Below are 17,945 nucleotides of genomic sequence, written 5' to 3' on the forward strand. Positions count from 1 at the left end.
AGTGAGGAACCTGAGTGGAGACCTGATGAAGAAACGCCCAGCACTATACGTTTTTACCCCCTCAAAGCCAAGGTGAATGGCCCCGTCAACCGGGTTGCAGTGCGCGGCGCCCCTCGCTGATCAGACGCTGGGAGATCTGCTTGTGCAACCCGCGCTCCAGCACCCAGCGGTGCCAGTAGAGGCGCTCGATGAGGTGATATGAGGGGCTGAGATCGAGCAGTCTCCCCTGGGCCAGCTGCTGGCGGATCTGCAGTTCAGGGATGAGACAGTAGGCTAGCCCCTGCTCGGCCATGGCGACGAAGGCTTCCGACGAGCGCACCGTGTGGCAGGGATAGCCGCCGGGTTCCAGCCCGAAGTGGCGCGCCATGAAGCTCACATGCATGTCGTCGCGCTGATCGAAGGCCACTGCAGGTGCCTTTGCCAGTGCCGACGGAGTGAGCCCGGCGGGAAAGTGACGGGCGACGAAGGCGGGGCTGGCGGTGAGCAGGTAGCGCATCTCGCCGAGCTCGTCGACGCAGCAGCCCGCCAGTGGCTGGCCGTGCAGGCTGACGGCACCGAAGGCTTTACCCTCGCGTACCCGGTCCAGGGTGCGGCACTCGTCATCCACCAGCAGGTTCAGCTCTATGGGGTGCTGCTCCAGCAGAGGGGCGAGGGCTGGCAGGAACCAGGTCGCCAGGCTGTCGGCGTTGACCGCTATGCTGACCCGTATCGGGGCCTGCGGTTCGTCGGGTGCGATCTCGCCTGCCAGCTCCAGTTCCAGCTGGCGCACCTGGCGGTAGTGGGCCAGCAGCTTCTGGCCAAGAGGGGTCGCCTGTAGTGGCTGGCTGCGAATGAGCAGTGGCTCGGCAAACTGCTGTTCCAGCTGCTTGATGCGCTGGGAGATGGCGGACTGGGTGATGTGCAGGCGCTGGGCGGCGCGCTCGAAGTTCTGCTCCTGCATCACGGCATCCAGTGCCAGCAGCAGCTTGTAGTCCAACGCCTTCATCAGCATTCCTTATCAGAGAAAGTATTTAGAAGAAATGCTACTGGAGAGATGGCAGGACGACAACGTAACTCTGACCGGATCGCCGAGAGGCACGGTTGGCGTGGTGTGCGGGGTGAAAGCGGGTTTGTCACTGCGAGATGTGACAGTGGTGGTCAAAAGGTATTCGGTGGATACTCTTTTGCGTCCGTTTTTGCATGGGGTGGAAACGGGCCATAGCGAGAACTTTTAATCCCGGGCCTTATCCCGGGATTTTTTTTATGTGGCGTTTACTCGGTGACCAGTTCCCTGGCATCGGCATACTCGCCCTGCATGGGGTGGCCGACGGCACGGGCAAAACGTTCATCCAGATGAAAGCGGATACCGACCCCGCGCACGGCGCCCAGATCCACTGCCTGACGGTGACCGAGTCGCTCGATGGGCAGGCCGAGACGGCGGAAGATGCGCTCCACCGGCAGGCTGACCACGGCGACCAGTTCCCGGATCCCCTTCGCCCTGGCGAAGGCATAGACCTCGCGGAAGATGATGCAGGTCAGCTCGCTCACCCCGTTGCTCATGCGCGGCGCCCGGTTGGCGTCGATGGCGAGGCGGGTCAGTTCCCACACGTCGTTGCTGCGCGGCGGTGCCTCACCGGCGAGAGCGGTGGGGAATATGCTGGGCAGCATGTAGTCCTGGGCGCAACTGAGCAGCCGGATGCAGCCGCACAGGCCCTCTTCGTCCTCGATCAGCACCCAATGGGTGTCCGGGGTGTCGAAGCTGTCCTGCTCCAGACCACGGTGGGACTCCACATCCCAGCCGAGGCGATCGGAGAAGACGCGATTACGGAAGCGATAAAGCTCGTTTTCTACCTCCCATCTGGGGTGTTCTTTTAATTTTCCTTTGAAAACAAGCATTCAGATGTCTCCATTTCAGTGTTCGGCGCTATAATCGAGGCCCTGGCCAGGGGGGCTAGCATATGAAACAAGACCAACTGCTTGAGTACCTCGAACATTTCACTTCGGTAACAGACGGGGATCGTTTGGCCGAGTTGATCGGTCGATTCACGCTCGGTATGGGCTATGACTACTACCGGTTCGCGCTGATCATTCCCATGTCGATGCAAAGGCCCAAGGTGGTGCTGTTCAATCAGTGCCCCGACTCCTGGGTGCAGGCCTATACGGCCAACCATATGCTGGCCTGTGATCCCATCATTCAGCTGGCCCGCAAGCAGACCTTGCCCATTTATTGGAACCGGCTGGAAGGACGGGCGCGTTTTCTGCAAGAGGGCAGTCTGGATGTGATGGGGTTGGCGGCGGAGTTCGGGCTACGCAACGGCATCTCGTTTCCGCTGCACGGTGCGGCGGGGGAAAACGGCATACTGTCGTTCATCACCGCCGAGCGGGCGTCGAGCGATCTGCTGCTGGAGTCCTCGCCCATCCTCTCCTGGATGTCCAACTACATCTTCGAGGCGGCGATCCGGATTGTGCGGGTCAGTCTGCGGGAAGATGACCCTCAGGAGGCCCTGACTGACCGGGAGACGGAATGCCTGTTCTGGGCCAGTGAAGGGAAAACGTCGGGTGAAATTGCCTGCATCCTGGGGATCACGGAACGAACCGTGAACTACCACCTCAATCAGGTCACCCGTAAAACGGGGTCGATGAATCGCTACCAGGCCATCGCCAAGGGGGTGAGCAGTGGCATTTTGCTGCCCAATCTGGAGCAGGTCGTTGTCACCAACTTCCCCAAGCTGATGCAATAAAACCCAATGATTCTCGGGGCAGAGCGACAGGCTCACAATTGTCAGATCATGCAATTGACAGTTGGTGTCGGATGGAATTCATCCCTGCCCTCAGGAATCGAGCTGATTAGGAAAATGAATCCATCAGCAGATTTATGAATTTCTCTGGACACCCCGCCACCCTTTATAGTGCCGTCCAATTCCTCTTCTGGACGTTCACTCCATGTTCGCAACTACCCTGCAAGGCTTCACTCTCGGCCTTGCCATGATCATTCCCATCGGTGCCCAGAACGCCTTCGTGCTGAGCCGGGGCATACACCGCAACCACCATCTGCTGGCGGCAACGCTCTGCTGCCTGTGCGATCTCATCCTGATCGGGATCGGGGTGTTCGGCGGGGCCAACCTGTTGGCAGCCAGCCCTATCGGACTGGCGCTGCTGACCTGGGGTGGCGTGCTGTTTCTTTGCTGGTTCGGCATTCGCTCTCTGCGCAGTGCCTGGCAGGGGCAGGGGGCTGCGCTTGCGGATTCACCCCAGCTGATGGGGGTCAAGAGTGTGCTGGCCATGACGCTCGGGGTGACCCTGCTCAATCCTCACGTCTATCTGGATACCCTGATGCTGCTCGGCTCCTTTGGCAGCCAGTTTGCCGAGGAGTTGCGGCCGGCCTTTGCGGCCGGGGCCATGCTGGCCTCCCTGGTCTGGTTCTACAGTCTCGCCTTTGGCGCGGCCGCGCTCTCGCCCTGGCTTGCCCGCGGCAGGGTACAGCAAGCTATTGATACTATTGTTGGTTTCATCATGCTGGGGTTGGCATTGCAATTGGCGAGCGGGGCTTTGCTGGCCTCATAAGGCTATTTTTGTGCCGTACCTCATAAAAATTAATCCCGGTTTCATGCCCTGACATATTCGTCTGTTAAATTCCCGTCGCTGGTAAAGCGACACTCATAATAAAAGGGACAAGACAGTGAATAAAACCATGAAGCTGGGTGCTATTGCAGCCATCGTGCTGTTGTCTGCCTGTAGCAACGAAAACGATAGCAAGGCGCAACCGGGAGCGGTTGCCCTGCGTCTGATCCAGACCTCCGATATCCACTCCAACGTGCTGGGGTATGACTACTACCAGAACAAGGAGGATTGCAAGTTTGGCTTCTCCCGCACCGCGCTGCTGATCCGCGCGGCCCGCGCCGAAAACCCCAACAACCTGCTGCTCGACAACGGTGACCTGATCCAGGGTACGCCGCTGGCGGATTACATCTTCGAGCAATCCGGTGCCGGCTACCTCGACAAGCAGGCCCATCCTGTGTTCAAGGCCATGAACGAGATCGGCTATGACGCCGGCAACCTGGGCAACCACGAGTTCAACTACGGGCTGGATTACCTCACCAAGACACTGCAGGGCGCCAAGTTCCCCTATGTGAACGCCAACGTGTTCGAGGCGGGCGCCTTCAAGCGCGATGCCAAGGGGCAGATCGACTGGAGCGGCAACAAGTTCAAGCCTTACCTGCTGCTGGAGCGCAAGGTGAAGGATGACAAGGGCCAGCTGCAAACCGTCAAGGTGGGCATACTGGGACTGACCCCGCCGCAAGTGCTGCAGTGGGACAAGCGTCATCTGGAGGGCAAGGTGGTGGTGGCCGACATGGTCGAGACCGCCAACCACTATGTGCCCGAGCTGCGCGCCAAGGGCGCCGATATAGTCGTAGTGGTGGCCCATACCGGCATCAACGCCAGCAGTTACGAGGCCATGATGGAGAACTCCGCCTGGCATCTGGCCAAGGTGAAAGGGGTGGATGCCCTGATGCTGGGCCATGCCCACAAGAACTTCCCGGGCGACTTCCCGGATATGCCGGAGGTGGACAACCAGGCCGGCACCCTGAGCGGCGTGCCGACCGTGATGCCCGGCTACTGGGGTAACCACCTCGGTATCATAGACCTCAAGCTGGAGCAGATAGACGGCAAGTGGCAGGTGAAACAGAGCCAGGCCAGCCTGCGCAAGATCGACTCCAGCGAAGGCAGCGCCGTGGATCAGCGGGTCGTGGACCTGGTGCAGGCCGATCACGACGCCACCAACCAGTGGTTGGATGAGCCGCTCGGCAAGATCACCTCCTCCATCCACAGCTTCTTCGCCCTGGTGCAGGATGACCCTTCGGTGCAACTGGTGAGCGATGCCCAGCGCCGCTACGCCGAACAGCTGCAACAAGACGGTCTGCTCAAGGAGTCCTACCCGATCCTGTCGGTGGCGGCGCCCTTCCGTGGCGGTCGCAACGGCATCAACGACTTCACCTATGTGGCCCAGGGTGACATCTCCCTGCGCAACGTCTCCGACCTCTATATCTACCCGAACACCCTGCAAGTGGTCGAGGTGAACGGCGCCACCGTCAAGGAGTGGCTGGAGATGAGCGCCGGTCAGTTCAACCAGATCGACACCGGCAAGACAGAGGTGCAGTGGCTGGTGAATGAGAAGTTCCCCACCTACAACTTCGACGTGATCGACGGGGTGAACTACGAGGTGGATATCACCCAGCCGGCCCGTTACAGCAAGGAAGGGGCCAAGGTCAGCGATGGTCAGCGCATCAGCGGGCTCACCTTCAACGGTCAGCCCATGGATCCGGCCCAGAAGTTCTACGTGGTGACCAACAACTACCGCGCCAGCGGTGGTGGCCATTTCCCGGGCATAGATGGCAGCAACATAGTGCATGAAGATCCCTCCGAGACGCGGGAGATCATCGCTCAGTACCTGAAGGCCCAGTCTGCCGACAACCCGGGTGGTTTCAGCCCGGCGGCCAACAACAACTGGCACATGAAGGCACTGCCGGCCAACGTGGACGTGCGGCTCTACTCCTCCCCCCGCGAAGAGGCCAAACAGCTGGCCGGCGCGGATCTGGAGTACAAGTCCACCCTGCCGATGGACGATGCCAAACACCCCGGCTACGCCATCTTCCGCCTGATCCGTCAGTAATGCCTGACTGACACCGGCGATAAAAAAAGCCCTCGCAGTGCGAGGGCTTTTTCGTGGGCGGCTGGTGGCCTGTGCTTAGTTCACCACAGCTACGTTGATGCTGCCGTTGCCCTGAGTCATGCGTACCCGGGCGCCCGGCACGAAGGTGGGACTGGCTTTTTGCACCACCACGATGGATTCGCCGTTCTCTTTCTTGATCTCGAGCTCGACGCCATCGACCTGATTGAACTTGTCACCGGCAGCCTTGCCGGCGGCAGCCCCGGCGATGGCGCCACCGGCGGCGGCGATGTCGCTGCCGCGACCGCCCCCTATGGTGCTGCCGAGCAGGCCGCCGACCACGGCGCCGCCTATGGTGCCGACCAGGGAGTTGTCATCGGCCTGGATCTTGACCGGACGGGTGGAGAGTATGGTGCCGTAGCTGACGGTCTGGACCTGCTTGGCACGATCCTTGGTGTAGACATCGCCGGAGTAGACGTCGCTATTGGCACAACCGCTGAGGGTGGTGGCTGTGGTGGCGGCCAACAAGGCGATAAGGGTGATACGTTTCAACATGATGGGCCTCCTGGGCTGCATGCAATTTGAACAATTCGGTTGATGAGATGAACTCTACTCCAACCCCGTCACACATGAAATCGGCAAAATGTAACCAATTATGCGTTCTGTAACCGGTTTTGTCCTTGAATTGCAGCTGTACCGGAGAGGGTTTTGACCAGTAGCAGACGGTCTTCTCCGGGGCCAAAATAGTCGGCTACCTCCTCCTGCAATGTGTAACCGAGCCGGTAGTAGAGGCGCTGGGCCGGATTGGCCGGATCGACCGTGAGCCGCAGCTCGCTGATCTGCAGCGCCTGCTGGTTGGCCTCCATCTGGCGCATCATTCGTTCCGCAAGGCCGAAACCGCGCGCCTCGGGCAGTACCGCCAGCGAGAGTACCCAGCCTTGCGACCGCTGCTGACCAACGCCACCCAGCACATAACCCACCAGATGCCCCTCGTATTCGGCCACCAGCAGCAGCTCGGGCCAGAGATCCATGGCCTGACGGAAGAAGAAACCGGGGTAGACATCCTTACCGAAGACGGCGACGTCTATCTGCCAGATGGCGTGCATGTCGGCGTGGCGTGCCACTCTCAAAACGGGGGGCTGATGCATCCGGGCTCCTGTCATTGCGTGCGTGCTGCCGTGCGGCAGTCAAAAAAGAAGTCACAGGTTAGTAGGCCATCCGGGCTGATGCAAGCGGGTCTGGTAATGGAGCCGGGCGTGGCAGCTTGCCCGATTCAGGGCGGCAGGGGCCGATTGCTGGGCAATCTGGGGGCCTTGCGGCGGCGGTCCAGCAGGTGGCGCAGGGCGAGCCAAGGGTGATGCCACAGCATGCGCGGGCCGCTCCACTTCATGATCAGCTGTATCTGTTTGCGCATGGCCGGGGCATAGCAGTGGATGTTGCAGTTGGCACAGGTGGGTTTGTGGCCGTGGCCATAGCGGCAGCGCCGCAGGCGCTGGTGGGCGAAGGCTTGCAACTGCTGGCAGTGGCGGCAGGCGGGATCCTGATGATGGTGGTCGCAGTAGAGGCGGATCATGGCGCTGACCGTCTGCTGCTCCCGCTTGAGCCTGGGGTGCTCGGGTGCCTTGCGGGCACGGGGCTGGCGCACGGGATCGGGGTGATGGATTTTCATGGGGGGTCATTGTCCTGACCTGCCCCGGCGGGGCCTTGATACAGGTCAAGCCGGGGGACAAAAAAACAGGGCCCTTGGGCCCTGTCTCATCAGACAACCTCGATTGTCTGCAGTTAGATGAGGCTGGTTGCCTGTTCCAGCCAGGCGAGATCCTCGCCCTCGAGCAGCGGGCTCAGGCGGCGGAACACCTCGATATGGTATTCGTTGATCCAGCGGAACTCAGCCGGGCTCAGCAGGTTGCGCTCGATGAGGCGGGTATCGAACGGCACGTAAGTCAGCCGCTCGAAGCCCAGCATGGACAGCTCGCCGATCTGCTCCTGCTCGGTCACCACCACCAGGTTCTCGCAGCGGATGCCGAACGCATCTTCCCGGTAGTAACCCGGCTCGTTGGAGAGCACCATGCCCGGTTGCAGCGCCACCAGGCTGCCCTTGGGGGCGATGCGCTGCGGGCCTTCGTGTACGCTCAGGAAGTGGCCGACGCCGTGGCCTGTGCCGTGGTCATAGTTGTAACCGGCCTGCCACAGCGGCATGCGGGCCAGTACGTCGAGCTGGATACCGGCGGTGCCGCGCGGGAAGCGGGCCTGATCCAGCGCGATATGGCCCTGCAGCACCCGGGTAAACATGGCCTTGTGCTCATCGGTGACCTCACCCACCTTGACGGTGCGGGTGATGTCGGTGGTGCCGTCCAGATATTGGGCGCCGGAGTCCACCAGATAGATGCTGTCCTGACCGAAGGCGCGCGGTGTGCCGTTGGTGTGACGGTAGTGGCACATGGCGGCATTGGGGCCCAGTGCCGAGATGGTATCGAAGCTCGGCTCGACGTAGTGCTCCTGCTCGTGGCGGAAGGCTTCCAGCTGGTCCGCCAGCGTGCCTTCGTCCACCCCTTCAAACTCGCCGGCGGCGATCAGCCGATCCAGCCAGGCGAGGAAGCGGGTGACGGCGACGCCATCGCGCAGGTGGGCACGCTGCATGCCGGCCAGCTCAACGGCGTTCTTGCACGCCTTCGGCAGCATGGTCGGATCCTGGCCGGCCACCAGGATGGCGCCTGCCTCTTCCATGATGAGCTGGGTCCAGGCGTTGGCCGTGTTGGGGTCGGCCAGCACTTTTTGCTGGTCTTCACCTATGCGTTGCAGCACGTCACCCAGCTTGTCGATGGGGTAAACGGAGACATCCTGCCCCACGTGACGGGAGAAGGCGATGCAGTCGATTTTGTCGGTGTCGACGAAGAAATCCATGCTGGTGTTGGCGTATAGCACGGCAAAGCCCAATACCACGGGCAGCCGCTCCACGTCGCGACCACGCAGGTTGAGCAGCCAGTTGATGGGCTCGGCCTGGGTCAGCAGTACCGCATCCAGCCCGCGCTTGCGCAGATCGCTCGCCAGCAGTTCACGCTTGGCCTGGCTCGACTGGCCAGCCAGCTCCTCGCTGTAGAGGATGACAGGGGTCTTGGTGGGGGCGGGGCGATCGCTCCAGTGCAGGTCGATGGGGTTCTGCTCCACGCGCACCAGCTCTATGCCACGCTCGGTCAGCAGGGCCTTGGCGTGTTGATACCAGGCCAGGCTGTGCAGGCGGGCGTCAAAGCCGACCCGGGAGCCGGACGGCAGCTGATCCGCCAGCCACTGGACGTGGGGATCTTCGTTCAGATGGAGAAACTCAAACAGCTCGGCCGGTGCCTGCATGCGCGCCTGCACCGTGTAACGACCGTCGATGAACAGGGCCGCCCGCTGCGCCATTATGATGGCGAGCCCGGCGGAGCCGTTGAAACCCGTGATCCAGTCCAGACGCTCGGCGTAGGCGGGAATGTACTCGCCCAGGTGCTCGTCATCGTGGGGGACTATGAAGGCGTCCAGCTCTTGTGTGGCCAGTGTGGCCCTGACCTGGGCGACGCGGGTTTCAATAATCTCGAAATGATTCATGTCGTTAATGCCAGATTGTTGTGATGTGAGTGTTCAGTGGTGGTGGCCGCTGTCCAGGATCCGCTTGATCGACTGGCCAGCCGCCTCGATATGTTGCTTGAGCAACACCACGGCCTCGTGTTTGCGACGGGCGCGGCACAGTTCCAGCAATTGGGCGTGTTCACGCTCGGCCTTGTCCACTCCGTCGCTGGCAAACAGCAGCTCGAAGCGTACATAGCGGTCACAGCTCAGATTGATCTGGGCAATCAGCTCCAGCGCCTGGGGGCGACCGGCAGCCTGATAGAGGGTGGCGTGAAAACTGTGGTTCAATTCGGCCCAGTGTTCGATCTGGGTGCCTGACTCGAGCGCCTGATCAAACTGGGCGAGGATGGCTTGTGCCTTGACGAAGGTCTCCTCCGTCATCATATCCACGGCGTGAAACAGGGTATCGGCTTCCAGCAGGGCTCGCAAATAAAAGAGCTCCTCGATGGCCGAGGCGTCCAGCATGGTGACCACGGCGCCGCGATGGGCCTCGAATTTCACCAGCCCCTGGGCCTCCAGCTGCATCAGGGCTTCGCGCACCGGAATGCGGCTCACCGCCAGTTCCTTGGCGATGGCGTCCTGACGCAGGGGGGCGCCGGCGGGGAATTCGCCACGCAGGATCCGGCCACGGAGATTTTCCATCACCATCTGGGTACGGGTCTTGTAGGGTGGGGTCATGGTCGGGTCACAGGGGAATCGTTACAAAATTGTATATTGTATAAAGTTGGGCTGAATCTAACGCGCAACTGCCCACAAGGCAAGGTTTGGCGGGGATCAAACGCCGCCCTCTGGTCAAAAAAATACCGGTCAGCAGGGCTGACCGGTATGGATGTCGGCAAGAGAAAGGAGGCTGGTGTTACAGCTGCGGACCCGCAGCAACCAGGCGCTTGCCCTCTTCGTTGTCGGTGAAGCGCTCGAAGTTCTTGATGAAGCGCTGGGCCAGATCCTGGGCCTTGGCATCCCACTCGGCCTTGTTGGCGTAAGTGTCGCGCGGGTCGAGGATTGCCGGGTTCACGTCGTGCAGCGCGGTCGGCACTTCCAGATTGAAGACTGGCAGCACCTTGGTCTCGGCCTTCTCGATGGAACCGTCCAGAATGGCATCTATGATGGCGCGAGTATCCTTGATGGAGATGCGCTTGCCGGTGCCGTTCCAGCCGGTGTTGACCAGATAGGCTTCTGCACCTGCGGCTTCCATCCGTTTCACCAGCTCCTGACCGTACTTGGTCGGGTGCAGGCTGAGGAAGGCCGCACCGAAGCAGGAGGAGAAGGTCGGGGTCGGCTCTGTGATGCCACGCTCGGTACCGGCCAGTTTGGCGGTGAAGCCGGACAGGAAGTGGTACTTGGTCTGCTCCTTGGTCAGCTTGGAGACTGGGGGCAGCACGCCGAAGGCATCGGCAGTCAGGAAGATCACCTTGTTGGCATGACCCGCCTTGGAGACCGGCTTGACGATGTTCTCGATGTGATAGATGGGGTAGGAGACCCGGGTGTTCTCGGTCTTGGAGCCATCATCGAAGTCGATGGTGCCATCGGCGGCAACGGTCACGTTTTCCAGCAGCGCATCGCGACGGATGGCGTTGAAGATGTCCGGCTCGGCTTCCTTGGAGAGCTTGATGGTCTTGGCGTAGCAACCCCCTTCGAAGTTGAACACGCCGTCATCGTCCCAGCCGTGCTCGTCATCGCCGATCAGCTGACGCTTGGGATCGGTGGAGAGGGTGGTCTTGCCGGTGCCGGAGAGGCCGAAGAAGATGGCAACGTCGCCGTCCTGACCCACGTTGGCGGAGCAGTGCATGGAGGCAATACCGCGCAGGGGCAGGAAGTAGTTCATCATGGAGAACATGCCCTTTTTCATCTCGCCACCGTACCAGGTGCCGCCGATGAGCTGGATCTTCTCGGTCAGGTTGAAGGCAACGAAGTTCTCGGAGTTGAGACCCTGCTCCTTCCAGTTCGGGTTGGTGCACTTGGCACCGTTCATCACCACGAAGTCAGGTTTGAAGGCTTTCAGCTCTTCATCGCTCGGGCGAATGAACATGTTCTTGACGAAGTGAGCCTGCCAGGCCACCTCGGTGATGACGCGCACGGCCAGACGGGTATCCGGGTTGGCACCGCAGAAGCCATCGACCACAAACAGGCGCTTGCCGGAGAGCTGTTTGGTCACCAGGGATTTCAGATGTGACCACACTTCCGGGGTAATAGCTTTGTTATCGTTTTTACCCTGGTCAGACCACCACACAGTATTCTGGGTAGTGGCGTCTTTGACGATATATTTATCTTTCGGGGAGCGGCCGGTGAAGATGCCGGTGTTTACGTTGACGGCGCCCAGCTCGGTCACCACGCCGCGCTCGAACCCTTCCAGGTCAGAACGTGTCTCTTCCGCGAAAAGCTGATCGTAAGAGGGGTTGCGAACGATTTCTTGGCTGTTTTTGATACCGTACTGGTCCAGTCCTAATTGTTGGGCCAGGGTGGGTTCTGCCACGATTGTCATTGTATTCTCCTGGGTTCAGAGGTTTGTAGGGTTCTATCTGGCATTCATCCTATCACTTAGGTGGTAGAGTTTAGAGATCGCCATCAAACTTTATAAAATAGGGTATTTTTTTGTTATTTAAGTTAAAGGCGGGTTTTGCCCGCCTTCAATTAGTGTAACTTGTTTGCATCATTATCGGGAGCCCTGCTGAACAGGGTTTCGACGTCGATTCCATCGAACTGGTACTGGGCGCCGCAATAATCACAATGCATGTCGATCTTGCCGAGCTCCTGCACCATCTCCATGACCTCTTCCTTTTCTATCTGCAACAGGGCCCCTTCGCAGCGTGCGCGGGAGCAGGTGCAGCGGAATTCGACCGCCTGCGGATCGAACACCCGCACCTTGTCCTGGTGGTAGAGACGGTAGAGGATCTCTTCCGCTTCCAGGCCGAACAGCTCTTCATCCTTGATGGTGGCGGTGAGCTGGGTCAGGTGATCGAAATCTGCGCTGTGATCCTCGCTCTGGGCGGGCAGCGCCTGCAGCAGTATCCCGGCGGCGCGGGGTTCACCCTGGTGGTAGCCGGTACGGATCCACAGCTTGGTGGCCAGCTGTTCCGACTGGGCAAAGTAGTGCTCCAGGCAACCTGCCAGGGTGTCGGCGTCCAGCGCTATGATGCCTTGGTAGCGTTCACCCTGCTCCGGGGTGATGGTGATGATCAGCTGGCCTTCACCGATCAGGCTCTGCAGCTTGCCATCGTTTGGCAGTTCGCCCTCAAAACGGGCCACACCGCGCAGTTGCTGGTTGTTGTCACCGTTGATGACGGCGAGGCGCACCGGGCCATCGCCCTGCAACTGCACAGTGATGGAGCCTTCAAACTTGAGGGTGGCGGTCAGCAGGCTGGTAGCGACCAGCAGCTCACCCAGGAGTTTTTGCACCTGCACCGGGTAGTTCTGGGCTTCCACCACGTGGCGGTAGGTATGGTCCAGCTGGACCAGCTCACCCCGGACTTCGTACTCTTCAAACAGATAGCGATACAGGAGATCTTGGTTACTCATCATGCATTCCTGGGTTCTTAGGTGAGGTAAATAGACAAAAACATTATTAAACAGGTGGTTAGGAACTAATCCCGTCTCCTGTCGTCATAAAAGGGCCACGTTGGCGAGTCAATATTGCTTGACCTTGATCAGCTGGCGCCGCTCCTGCTTGTCGGGACGACGCTCCGGGCTGGGGGCAAACTGGCTGTTGAAGCGGCGCGCCTCGCTGTTCTCGGCCCGTTTTTTCAGGCTGGCTTCCGTCTCTTCATAGAGCAGCTGGGCCAGCGGGGCGGACTTGCGCTGTTCGCTCACTTGCAGCACCCGCACCTCCCGTTCGTCCTGGCCTTGCCAGACACGGATGAGGGCACCGGCTTCGACGGCCTTGCCCGGCTTGCTGCGCTGGCCGTTGTAGTGCACCTTGCCCCCTTCAATCTGATCGCGGGCCAGGCTGCGGGTCTTGTAAAAACGCGCCGCCCACAACCATTTGTCGAGGCGGACCTGGGTTGTGGTTTCTGCGGGATTCGGCATGAATCGACTCCGGGATGGCTGAAAGGGGAGCCTGATTATACCAGAGGCAGGCCTCGGGATAGAAACGGGGGGGCTGATGGTGTGACGGAATGTCAATTTTCGCAGCTTCATCCCATCCGGTCGGTTGTCTCTGGGTCCATTGCCGTACACAATAGCCAACCGATTTGGATGCCAGAATATATTGATAAACATGACGCTACCGTTCAGGGATGACTTGTTGAGCTCCCTTCTGGCCCGTTGCAAAACCGTGCCGCTCTCCCGTTTCAGCCAGCCCCTGTTCTGGCTTCTGCTGCTGTTGCTGGCCCACCAGTGCGCGGGTCTCACCTGGCGTCTGCTGGATCTCGGCAGCCAGCAGGCCAGCCAACCTTGGCAACCGGCCATGGTCACCAGTCAGGGCCAAGGCTCGGCCCGGCTCGATCTCGGCGGCATCAGCCGGCTGGCGCTGTTTGGCAAGGCGAAGCAACAGGCCCAGGCGGCCGATGCTGTCGCAGCCGATGCTCCCAAGACTCAGCTCAACGCCCAGCTCAACGGTGTGTTGGCCAGTTCGGATCCGGCCAAATCCATCGCCATCATCGCTCACAACGGCGTGCAGAACTCCTATGGCATCGGTGATTTCATCGATGGCACCCAGGCCAAGATCCGTCAGGTGTTCGCCGACCGAGTCATCATAGAACGTGACGCGCGGGACGAGACCCTGATGCTGGACGGGGAAGAGTACGGCAAGCCCCTGCCCAAACCGGGCAATCAGGATGGCAAGCTCTCTTCGGTGCGCAGCGAACTGCTGGGCAACCCCGGCAAGATCACCGATTACCTCAATATTTCCCCGGTGCGGGTGGATGGTCGCATGGTCGGCTATCGCCTCAATCCGGGCAGCAATCCAGAGCTGTTCAATCAACTCGGTCTGGTCGCCAACGACATGGCGGTCAGCATCAATGGCCTGGATTTGCGGGATAACGCTCAGGCCATGCAGGCAATGCAGCAGGTGGCGGGCGCCACGGAAATGACCGTCACCGTCGAGCGGCAAGGACAGCTCTACGACGTTTATGTCGGCTTGTCAGAATAATGATTTGGAGTAGCACCAAGAATGATAAATAAAGGGAAGGGCTGGCGTCTGGCCACGGTTGCAGCGGCGCTGATGATGGCGGGCTCTGCCTGGGCCACCGAGTATTCTGCCAGTTTCAAGAATGCCGACATCGAAGAGTTCATCAACACGGTCGGCAAGAACCTGAGCAAGACCATCATCATAGAGCCTTCGGTGCGCGGCAAGATCAACGTCCGCAGTTACGACCTGCTCAACGAGGAGCAGTACTACCAGTTCTTCCTGAGCGTGCTGGATGTCTATGGCTTTGCCGTGGTGCCCATGGATAACGGTGTGCTCAAGGTGGTGCGCTCCAAGGACGCCAAGACCTCGGCCATCCCCGTGGTGGATGAGACCAACCCGGGCATAGGCGACGAGATGGTGACCCGGGTGGTACCGGTGCGCAACGTCTCGGTGCGTGAACTGGCTCCCCTGCTGCGTCAGCTCAATGACAACGCCGGTGGCGGCAACGTGGTCCATTACGATCCCTCCAACGTGCTGCTCATCACCGGCCGTGCCGCCGTGGTCAACCGTCTGGTGGAAGTGGTGCGCCGGGTCGACAAGGCGGGCGATCAGGAAGTGGACATCATCAAGCTGAAATATGCCTCCGCCGGCGAGATGGTGCGGCTGGTGACCAACCTCAACAAGGATGGCAACAGTCAGGGTGGCAACACCTCCCTGCTGCTGGCTCCCAAGGTGGTGGCCGACGAGCGCACCAACTCTGTGGTGGTCAGTGGTGAACCCAAGGCGCGGGCCCGCATCATACAGATGGTGCGCCAGCTCGATCGGGATCTGCAGAGCCAGGGCAACACCCGGGTCTTCTACCTGAAATATGGCAAGGCCAAGGACATGGTGGAGGTGCTCAAGGGCGTCAGTTCCAGCATAGAAGCGGACAAGAAGGGCGGCGGCACCGCCACGACCGCAGGTGGTGGCGCCAGCATCGGCGGTGGCAAGCTGGCCATCTCCGCCGACGAGACCACGAATGCGCTGGTCATCACGGCCCAGCCGGATGTGATGGCCGAGCTGGAGCAGGTGGTCGCCAAGCTGGATATCCGTCGTGCCCAGGTGCTGGTGGAGGCGATCATAGTCGAAATCGCCGACGGTGACGGCCTCAACCTGGGTGTCCAGTGGGCCAATACCAACGGTGGCGGCACCCAGTTTACCAATACGACTCTGCCCATCGGCTCGGTGGCCATCGCCGCCAAGGATTACCAGAATAACGGCACCACCACGGGGCTGGCTGCCTTGGCGAAAGACTTCAACGGCATGGCTGCAGGTTTCTACAAGGGCAACTGGGCCGCGCTGGTAACGGCGCTCGCTACCAACACCAAGAGCGATATTCTCTCCACCCCGAGTATCGTGACCATGGACAACAAGGAAGCCTCCTTCAACGTCGGTCAGGAAGTGCCGGTGCAGAGCGGCTCCCAGAGCTCCACCACCAGCGATCAGGTGTTCAACACCATAGAGCGCAAGACGGTGGGTACCAAGTTGACTGTGACACCACAGATCAACGAAGGGGACTCTGTGCTGTTGACCATAGAGCAGGAGGTCTCCAGTGTGGCGAGCAAGGCTGCGGAGGGCACTGCAACACTGGGTCCGACGTTTGATACCCGCACCATCAAGAACGCCGTGCTGGTGAAAAGCGGTGAAACCGTGGTGCTGGGTGGTCTGATGGATGAGAAGACCAGTGAAACCGTCTCCAAGGTGCCGCTGCTCGGAGATATCCCTGTGCTGGGCTACCTGTTCCGCTCCACCAACAACAGCACTGCCAAGCGCAACCTGATGGTCTTTATCCGGCCCACCATATTGCGCGATGCCAACGTCTACTCCGGCATATCCAGCAACAAGTACACCCTGTTCCGGGCCGAGCAGCTGGAAGCAGCTGCACAGGAGGGTTACCTCACCTCGCCCAAACGCCAGGTGCTGCCTGAATATGGCCAGGAGATTATCCAGTCGCCCGAGGCGCAGAAGCAGATCGAGCTGATGAAAGCGCACCAGCAGGCGACGGCCGACGGAGTGCAGCCATTCGTACAGGGTAACAAGTAATGGCGGCGTACCAGCTTGACGGAACGGATCTGCCAGCAGCCCTGCCCGAGCTGCCGTTCGCCTTTGCCCGCAACTTCGGTGTCGTCCTGACCGAGCGGCAAGGGACCCCCCTGCTGCTGTGCCGTCCGGGGGTGGCACCGCAAACCCTGCTCGAGGTGCGGCGGGTGGCGGGTTGCGCCTTCGAGGTGGAGCAGCTCGGCAATGACGAGTTTGAAGAGTTGCTGATGGCACACTACCAGCGCGACTCCTCCGAGGCGCGCCAGTTGATGGAAGATCTCGGCAACGAGATGGACTTCTTCGCCCTGGCCGAAGAGCTGCCCCAGAGCGAGGATCTGCTGGACGCCGATGACGACGCCCCCATCATTCGCCTCATCAACGCCATGTTGAGCGAGGCGATAAAAGAGGAGGCGTCCGACATCCACATCGAGACTTTCGAGCGGGTGCTGGTCATTCGCTTCCGTATCGATGGCGTGCTGCGGGAGATACTGCGCCCCCATCGCAAGCTGGCTTCCCTGCTGGTGTCGCGCATCAAGGTCATGTCGCGGATGGACATCGCCGAGAAGCGGGTGCCGCAGGATGGCCGCATCTCATTGCGTATCGGTGGCCGGGCGGTGGACGTGCGGGTGTCGACCATGCCGTCCAGTTACGGCGAGCGAGTGGTATTGCGTCTGCTCGACAAGAACAACGTGCGCCTCGAGCTCAAGCAGCTCGGCATGACGCTGGCCAACCGCAACATCATCAGCGAACTCATTCGCAAGCCCCACGGCATCATATTGGTGACGGGCCCGACCGGTTCGGGCAAGTCCACCACCCTGTATGCGGCACTCTCCGAGATCAACTCGCGGGATCGCAACATTCTCACGGTGGAGGACCCTATCGAATATGACCTCGAAGGGGTGGGCCAGACCCAGGTCAACACCAAGGTGGACATGACCTTCGCCCGCGGCCTGCGCGCCATCCTGCGTCAGGATCCGGACGTGGTAATGGTGGGGGAAATTCGCGACCTTGAGACCGCCCAGATAGCGGTGCAGGCGTCGCTGACCGGTCACCTGGTGATGTCGACTCTGCACACCAACACTGCCATCGGTGCCATCACCCGGATGCGGGACATGGGGATAGAGCCTTTCCTGCTCTCCTCGTCGCTCTTGGCAGTGTTGGCCCAGCGGCTGGTGCGTACCCTCTGTCCGGATTGCCGCACCCCGCGCCCCATCACGGAGCAGGAGCGTCTTGCCATGGGCATGGAGCTGGCACCGGATCAGCAGGTGTGGCGCCCGGTGGGCTGCGAGCAGTGCAACCACACCGGTTATCGCGGCCGGACCGGTATTCACGAGCTGGTGGTGATCGACGAGGCGGTGCGCGAGGCGATCCACAGCGCCAGCGGCGAACTGGCCATAGAGCGGCTGATCCGCGGCCATACCCCCAGCATCCGCCGGGATGGCATCGACAAGGTGCTCAAGGGCCAGACCAGTCTCGAAGAAGTGCTGCGCGTGACCCGGGAAGATTGATGTTCGGTCAGGCAAGCGATTTGAATCGGGATAACGAGAC

At 60.6% G+C, this 17,945-nt stretch carries 16 protein-coding genes; 6 read left to right on the forward strand and 10 right to left on the reverse strand.

The window, feature by feature from the left end:
* Positions 1 to 85: 85 nt before the first annotated feature.
* The gene (locus tag BN1128_RS11730; protein WP_042868905.1) at positions 86 to 985 is read right to left on the reverse strand and encodes a LysR family transcriptional regulator ArgP; all 900 of its coding nucleotides are present in this window, start codon (positions 983 to 985) and stop codon (positions 86 to 88) included.
* 266 nt (positions 986 to 1,251) lie between these two features.
* Positions 1,252 to 1,875 (reverse strand): acyl-homoserine-lactone synthase, encoded by a 624-nt coding sequence (locus BN1128_RS11735; protein ID WP_042868907.1) that lies wholly within the window; start codon positions 1,873 to 1,875, stop codon positions 1,252 to 1,254.
* 62 nt (positions 1,876 to 1,937) lie between these two features.
* On the opposite strand from BN1128_RS11735, the gene BN1128_RS11740 reads away from it, so the two are divergent.
* From BN1128_RS11740 to BN1128_RS11750, 3 genes are all read left to right on the forward strand, one after another.
* A complete protein-coding gene (locus BN1128_RS11740) occupies positions 1,938 to 2,720 on the forward strand; it encodes a LuxR family transcriptional regulator (protein WP_042868909.1) in 783 nt (260 codons plus the stop codon).
* A gap of 202 nt (positions 2,721 to 2,922) precedes the next feature.
* Complete coding sequence (lysE, locus tag BN1128_RS11745) at positions 2,923 to 3,543, forward strand: L-lysine exporter (RefSeq protein ID WP_042868911.1); 621 nt, start codon at positions 2,923 to 2,925, stop codon at positions 3,541 to 3,543.
* A 127-nt stretch (positions 3,544 to 3,670) separates the two neighbouring features.
* Positions 3,671 to 5,650: a bifunctional 2',3'-cyclic-nucleotide 2'-phosphodiesterase/3'-nucleotidase gene (locus BN1128_RS11750; protein WP_042868913.1), complete on the forward strand. Its 1,980-nt coding sequence runs from the start codon at positions 3,671 to 3,673 to the stop codon at positions 5,648 to 5,650.
* A 75-nt stretch (positions 5,651 to 5,725) separates the two neighbouring features.
* Here the strand turns inward: BN1128_RS11750 and BN1128_RS11755 are convergent, their stop codons facing one another.
* The 8 genes from BN1128_RS11755 to hslR form a co-directional block, all read right to left on the reverse strand.
* Entirely contained in the window at positions 5,726 to 6,202 is a 477-nt protein-coding gene (locus BN1128_RS11755; protein ID WP_042868915.1) for an outer membrane lipoprotein, read from the reverse strand.
* A 98-nt stretch (positions 6,203 to 6,300) separates the two neighbouring features.
* Positions 6,301 to 6,795 carry a GNAT family N-acetyltransferase gene (locus tag BN1128_RS11760; protein WP_042868917.1) on the reverse strand — a complete coding sequence of 165 codons (495 nt, stop codon included), beginning with the start codon at positions 6,793 to 6,795 and terminating at the stop codon, positions 6,301 to 6,303.
* Between the two features lie 125 nt (positions 6,796 to 6,920).
* Positions 6,921 to 7,316 carry a nitrous oxide-stimulated promoter family protein gene (locus BN1128_RS11765; protein ID WP_042868919.1) on the reverse strand — a complete coding sequence of 132 codons (396 nt, stop codon included), beginning with the start codon at positions 7,314 to 7,316 and terminating at the stop codon, positions 6,921 to 6,923.
* A gap of 113 nt (positions 7,317 to 7,429) precedes the next feature.
* Complete coding sequence (locus BN1128_RS11770) at positions 7,430 to 9,232, reverse strand: aminopeptidase P family protein (RefSeq protein WP_042868921.1); 1,803 nt, start codon at positions 9,230 to 9,232, stop codon at positions 7,430 to 7,432.
* Positions 9,233 to 9,265: 33 nt separating this feature from the next.
* A complete protein-coding gene (locus BN1128_RS11775) occupies positions 9,266 to 9,931 on the reverse strand; it encodes a GntR family transcriptional regulator (RefSeq protein ID WP_042868923.1) in 666 nt (221 codons plus the stop codon).
* Positions 9,932 to 10,109: 178 nt separating this feature from the next.
* Entirely contained in the window at positions 10,110 to 11,735 is a 1,626-nt protein-coding gene (gene pckA / locus BN1128_RS11780; protein WP_042868925.1) for a phosphoenolpyruvate carboxykinase (ATP), read from the reverse strand.
* Positions 11,736 to 11,884: 149 nt separating this feature from the next.
* The gene (hslO, locus tag BN1128_RS11785; RefSeq protein ID WP_042868927.1) at positions 11,885 to 12,769 is read right to left on the reverse strand and encodes an Hsp33 family molecular chaperone HslO; all 885 of its coding nucleotides are present in this window, start codon (positions 12,767 to 12,769) and stop codon (positions 11,885 to 11,887) included.
* Between the two features lie 108 nt (positions 12,770 to 12,877).
* Complete coding sequence (gene hslR / locus BN1128_RS11790; RefSeq protein ID WP_005315870.1) at positions 12,878 to 13,276, reverse strand: ribosome-associated heat shock protein Hsp15; 399 nt, start codon at positions 13,274 to 13,276, stop codon at positions 12,878 to 12,880.
* Between the two features lie 214 nt (positions 13,277 to 13,490).
* Here hslR and exeC point away from each other — a divergent pair, with 214 nt between their 5' ends.
* From exeC to exeE, 3 genes are read left to right on the forward strand one after another with little or no spacing between them, the layout of a single operon-like run.
* Positions 13,491 to 14,339 (forward strand): GspC family type II secretion system variant ExeC, encoded by an 849-nt coding sequence (exeC, locus tag BN1128_RS11795; protein ID WP_276325062.1) that lies wholly within the window; start codon positions 13,491 to 13,493, stop codon positions 14,337 to 14,339.
* 21 nt (positions 14,340 to 14,360) lie between these two features.
* Entirely contained in the window at positions 14,361 to 16,400 is a 2,040-nt protein-coding gene (gene exeD / locus BN1128_RS11800; RefSeq protein ID WP_042868931.1) for a GspD family T2SS secretin variant ExeD, read from the forward strand.
* Positions 16,400 to 17,905 carry a GspE family T2SS ATPase variant ExeE gene (gene exeE / locus BN1128_RS11805; RefSeq protein WP_042868933.1) on the forward strand — a complete coding sequence of 502 codons (1,506 nt, stop codon included), beginning with the start codon at positions 16,400 to 16,402 and terminating at the stop codon, positions 17,903 to 17,905. The genes exeD and exeE overlap by 1 nt, the downstream gene beginning before the upstream one ends.
* Positions 17,906 to 17,945 lie beyond the last annotated feature (40 nt).

Source organism: Aeromonas piscicola, assembly GCF_000820005.1.
GTDB classification, from domain to species: domain Bacteria; phylum Pseudomonadota; class Gammaproteobacteria; order Enterobacterales; family Aeromonadaceae; genus Aeromonas; species Aeromonas piscicola.

Bases quoted from the DNA above. Each gene is read 5' to 3' on its own strand.
- BN1128_RS11740 (WP_042868909.1), top strand. From the start codon at position 1,938: ATGAAACAAGACCAACTGCTTGAGTACCTCGAACATTTCACTTCGGTA.
- pckA (WP_042868925.1), bottom strand. From the start codon at position 11,735: ATGACAATCGTGGCAGAACCCACCCTGGCCCAACAATTAGGACTGGAC.
- BN1128_RS11755 (WP_042868915.1), bottom strand. From the start codon at position 6,202: ATGTTGAAACGTATCACCCTTATCGCCTTGTTGGCCGCCACCACAGCC.
- hslO (WP_042868927.1), bottom strand. From the start codon at position 12,769: ATGAGTAACCAAGATCTCCTGTATCGCTATCTGTTTGAAGAGTACGAA.
- hslR (WP_005315870.1), bottom strand. From the start codon at position 13,276: ATGCCGAATCCCGCAGAAACCACAACCCAGGTCCGCCTCGACAAATGG.
- BN1128_RS11750 (WP_042868913.1), top strand. From the start codon at position 3,671: ATGAAGCTGGGTGCTATTGCAGCCATCGTGCTGTTGTCTGCCTGTAGC.
- BN1128_RS11765 (WP_042868919.1), bottom strand. From the start codon at position 7,316: ATGAAAATCCATCACCCCGATCCCGTGCGCCAGCCCCGTGCCCGCAAG.
- exeE (WP_042868933.1), top strand. From the start codon at position 16,400: ATGGCGGCGTACCAGCTTGACGGAACGGATCTGCCAGCAGCCCTGCCC.
- BN1128_RS11735 (WP_042868907.1), bottom strand. From the start codon at position 1,875: ATGCTTGTTTTCAAAGGAAAATTAAAAGAACACCCCAGATGGGAGGTA.
- BN1128_RS11770 (WP_042868921.1), bottom strand. From the start codon at position 9,232: ATGAATCATTTCGAGATTATTGAAACCCGCGTCGCCCAGGTCAGGGCC.
- BN1128_RS11775 (WP_042868923.1), bottom strand. From the start codon at position 9,931: ATGACCCCACCCTACAAGACCCGTACCCAGATGGTGATGGAAAATCTC.
- BN1128_RS11730 (WP_042868905.1), bottom strand. From the start codon at position 985: ATGAAGGCGTTGGACTACAAGCTGCTGCTGGCACTGGATGCCGTGATG.
- exeD (WP_042868931.1), top strand. From the start codon at position 14,361: ATGATAAATAAAGGGAAGGGCTGGCGTCTGGCCACGGTTGCAGCGGCG.
- lysE (WP_042868911.1), top strand. From the start codon at position 2,923: ATGTTCGCAACTACCCTGCAAGGCTTCACTCTCGGCCTTGCCATGATC.
- BN1128_RS11760 (WP_042868917.1), bottom strand. From the start codon at position 6,795: ATGCATCAGCCCCCCGTTTTGAGAGTGGCACGCCACGCCGACATGCAC.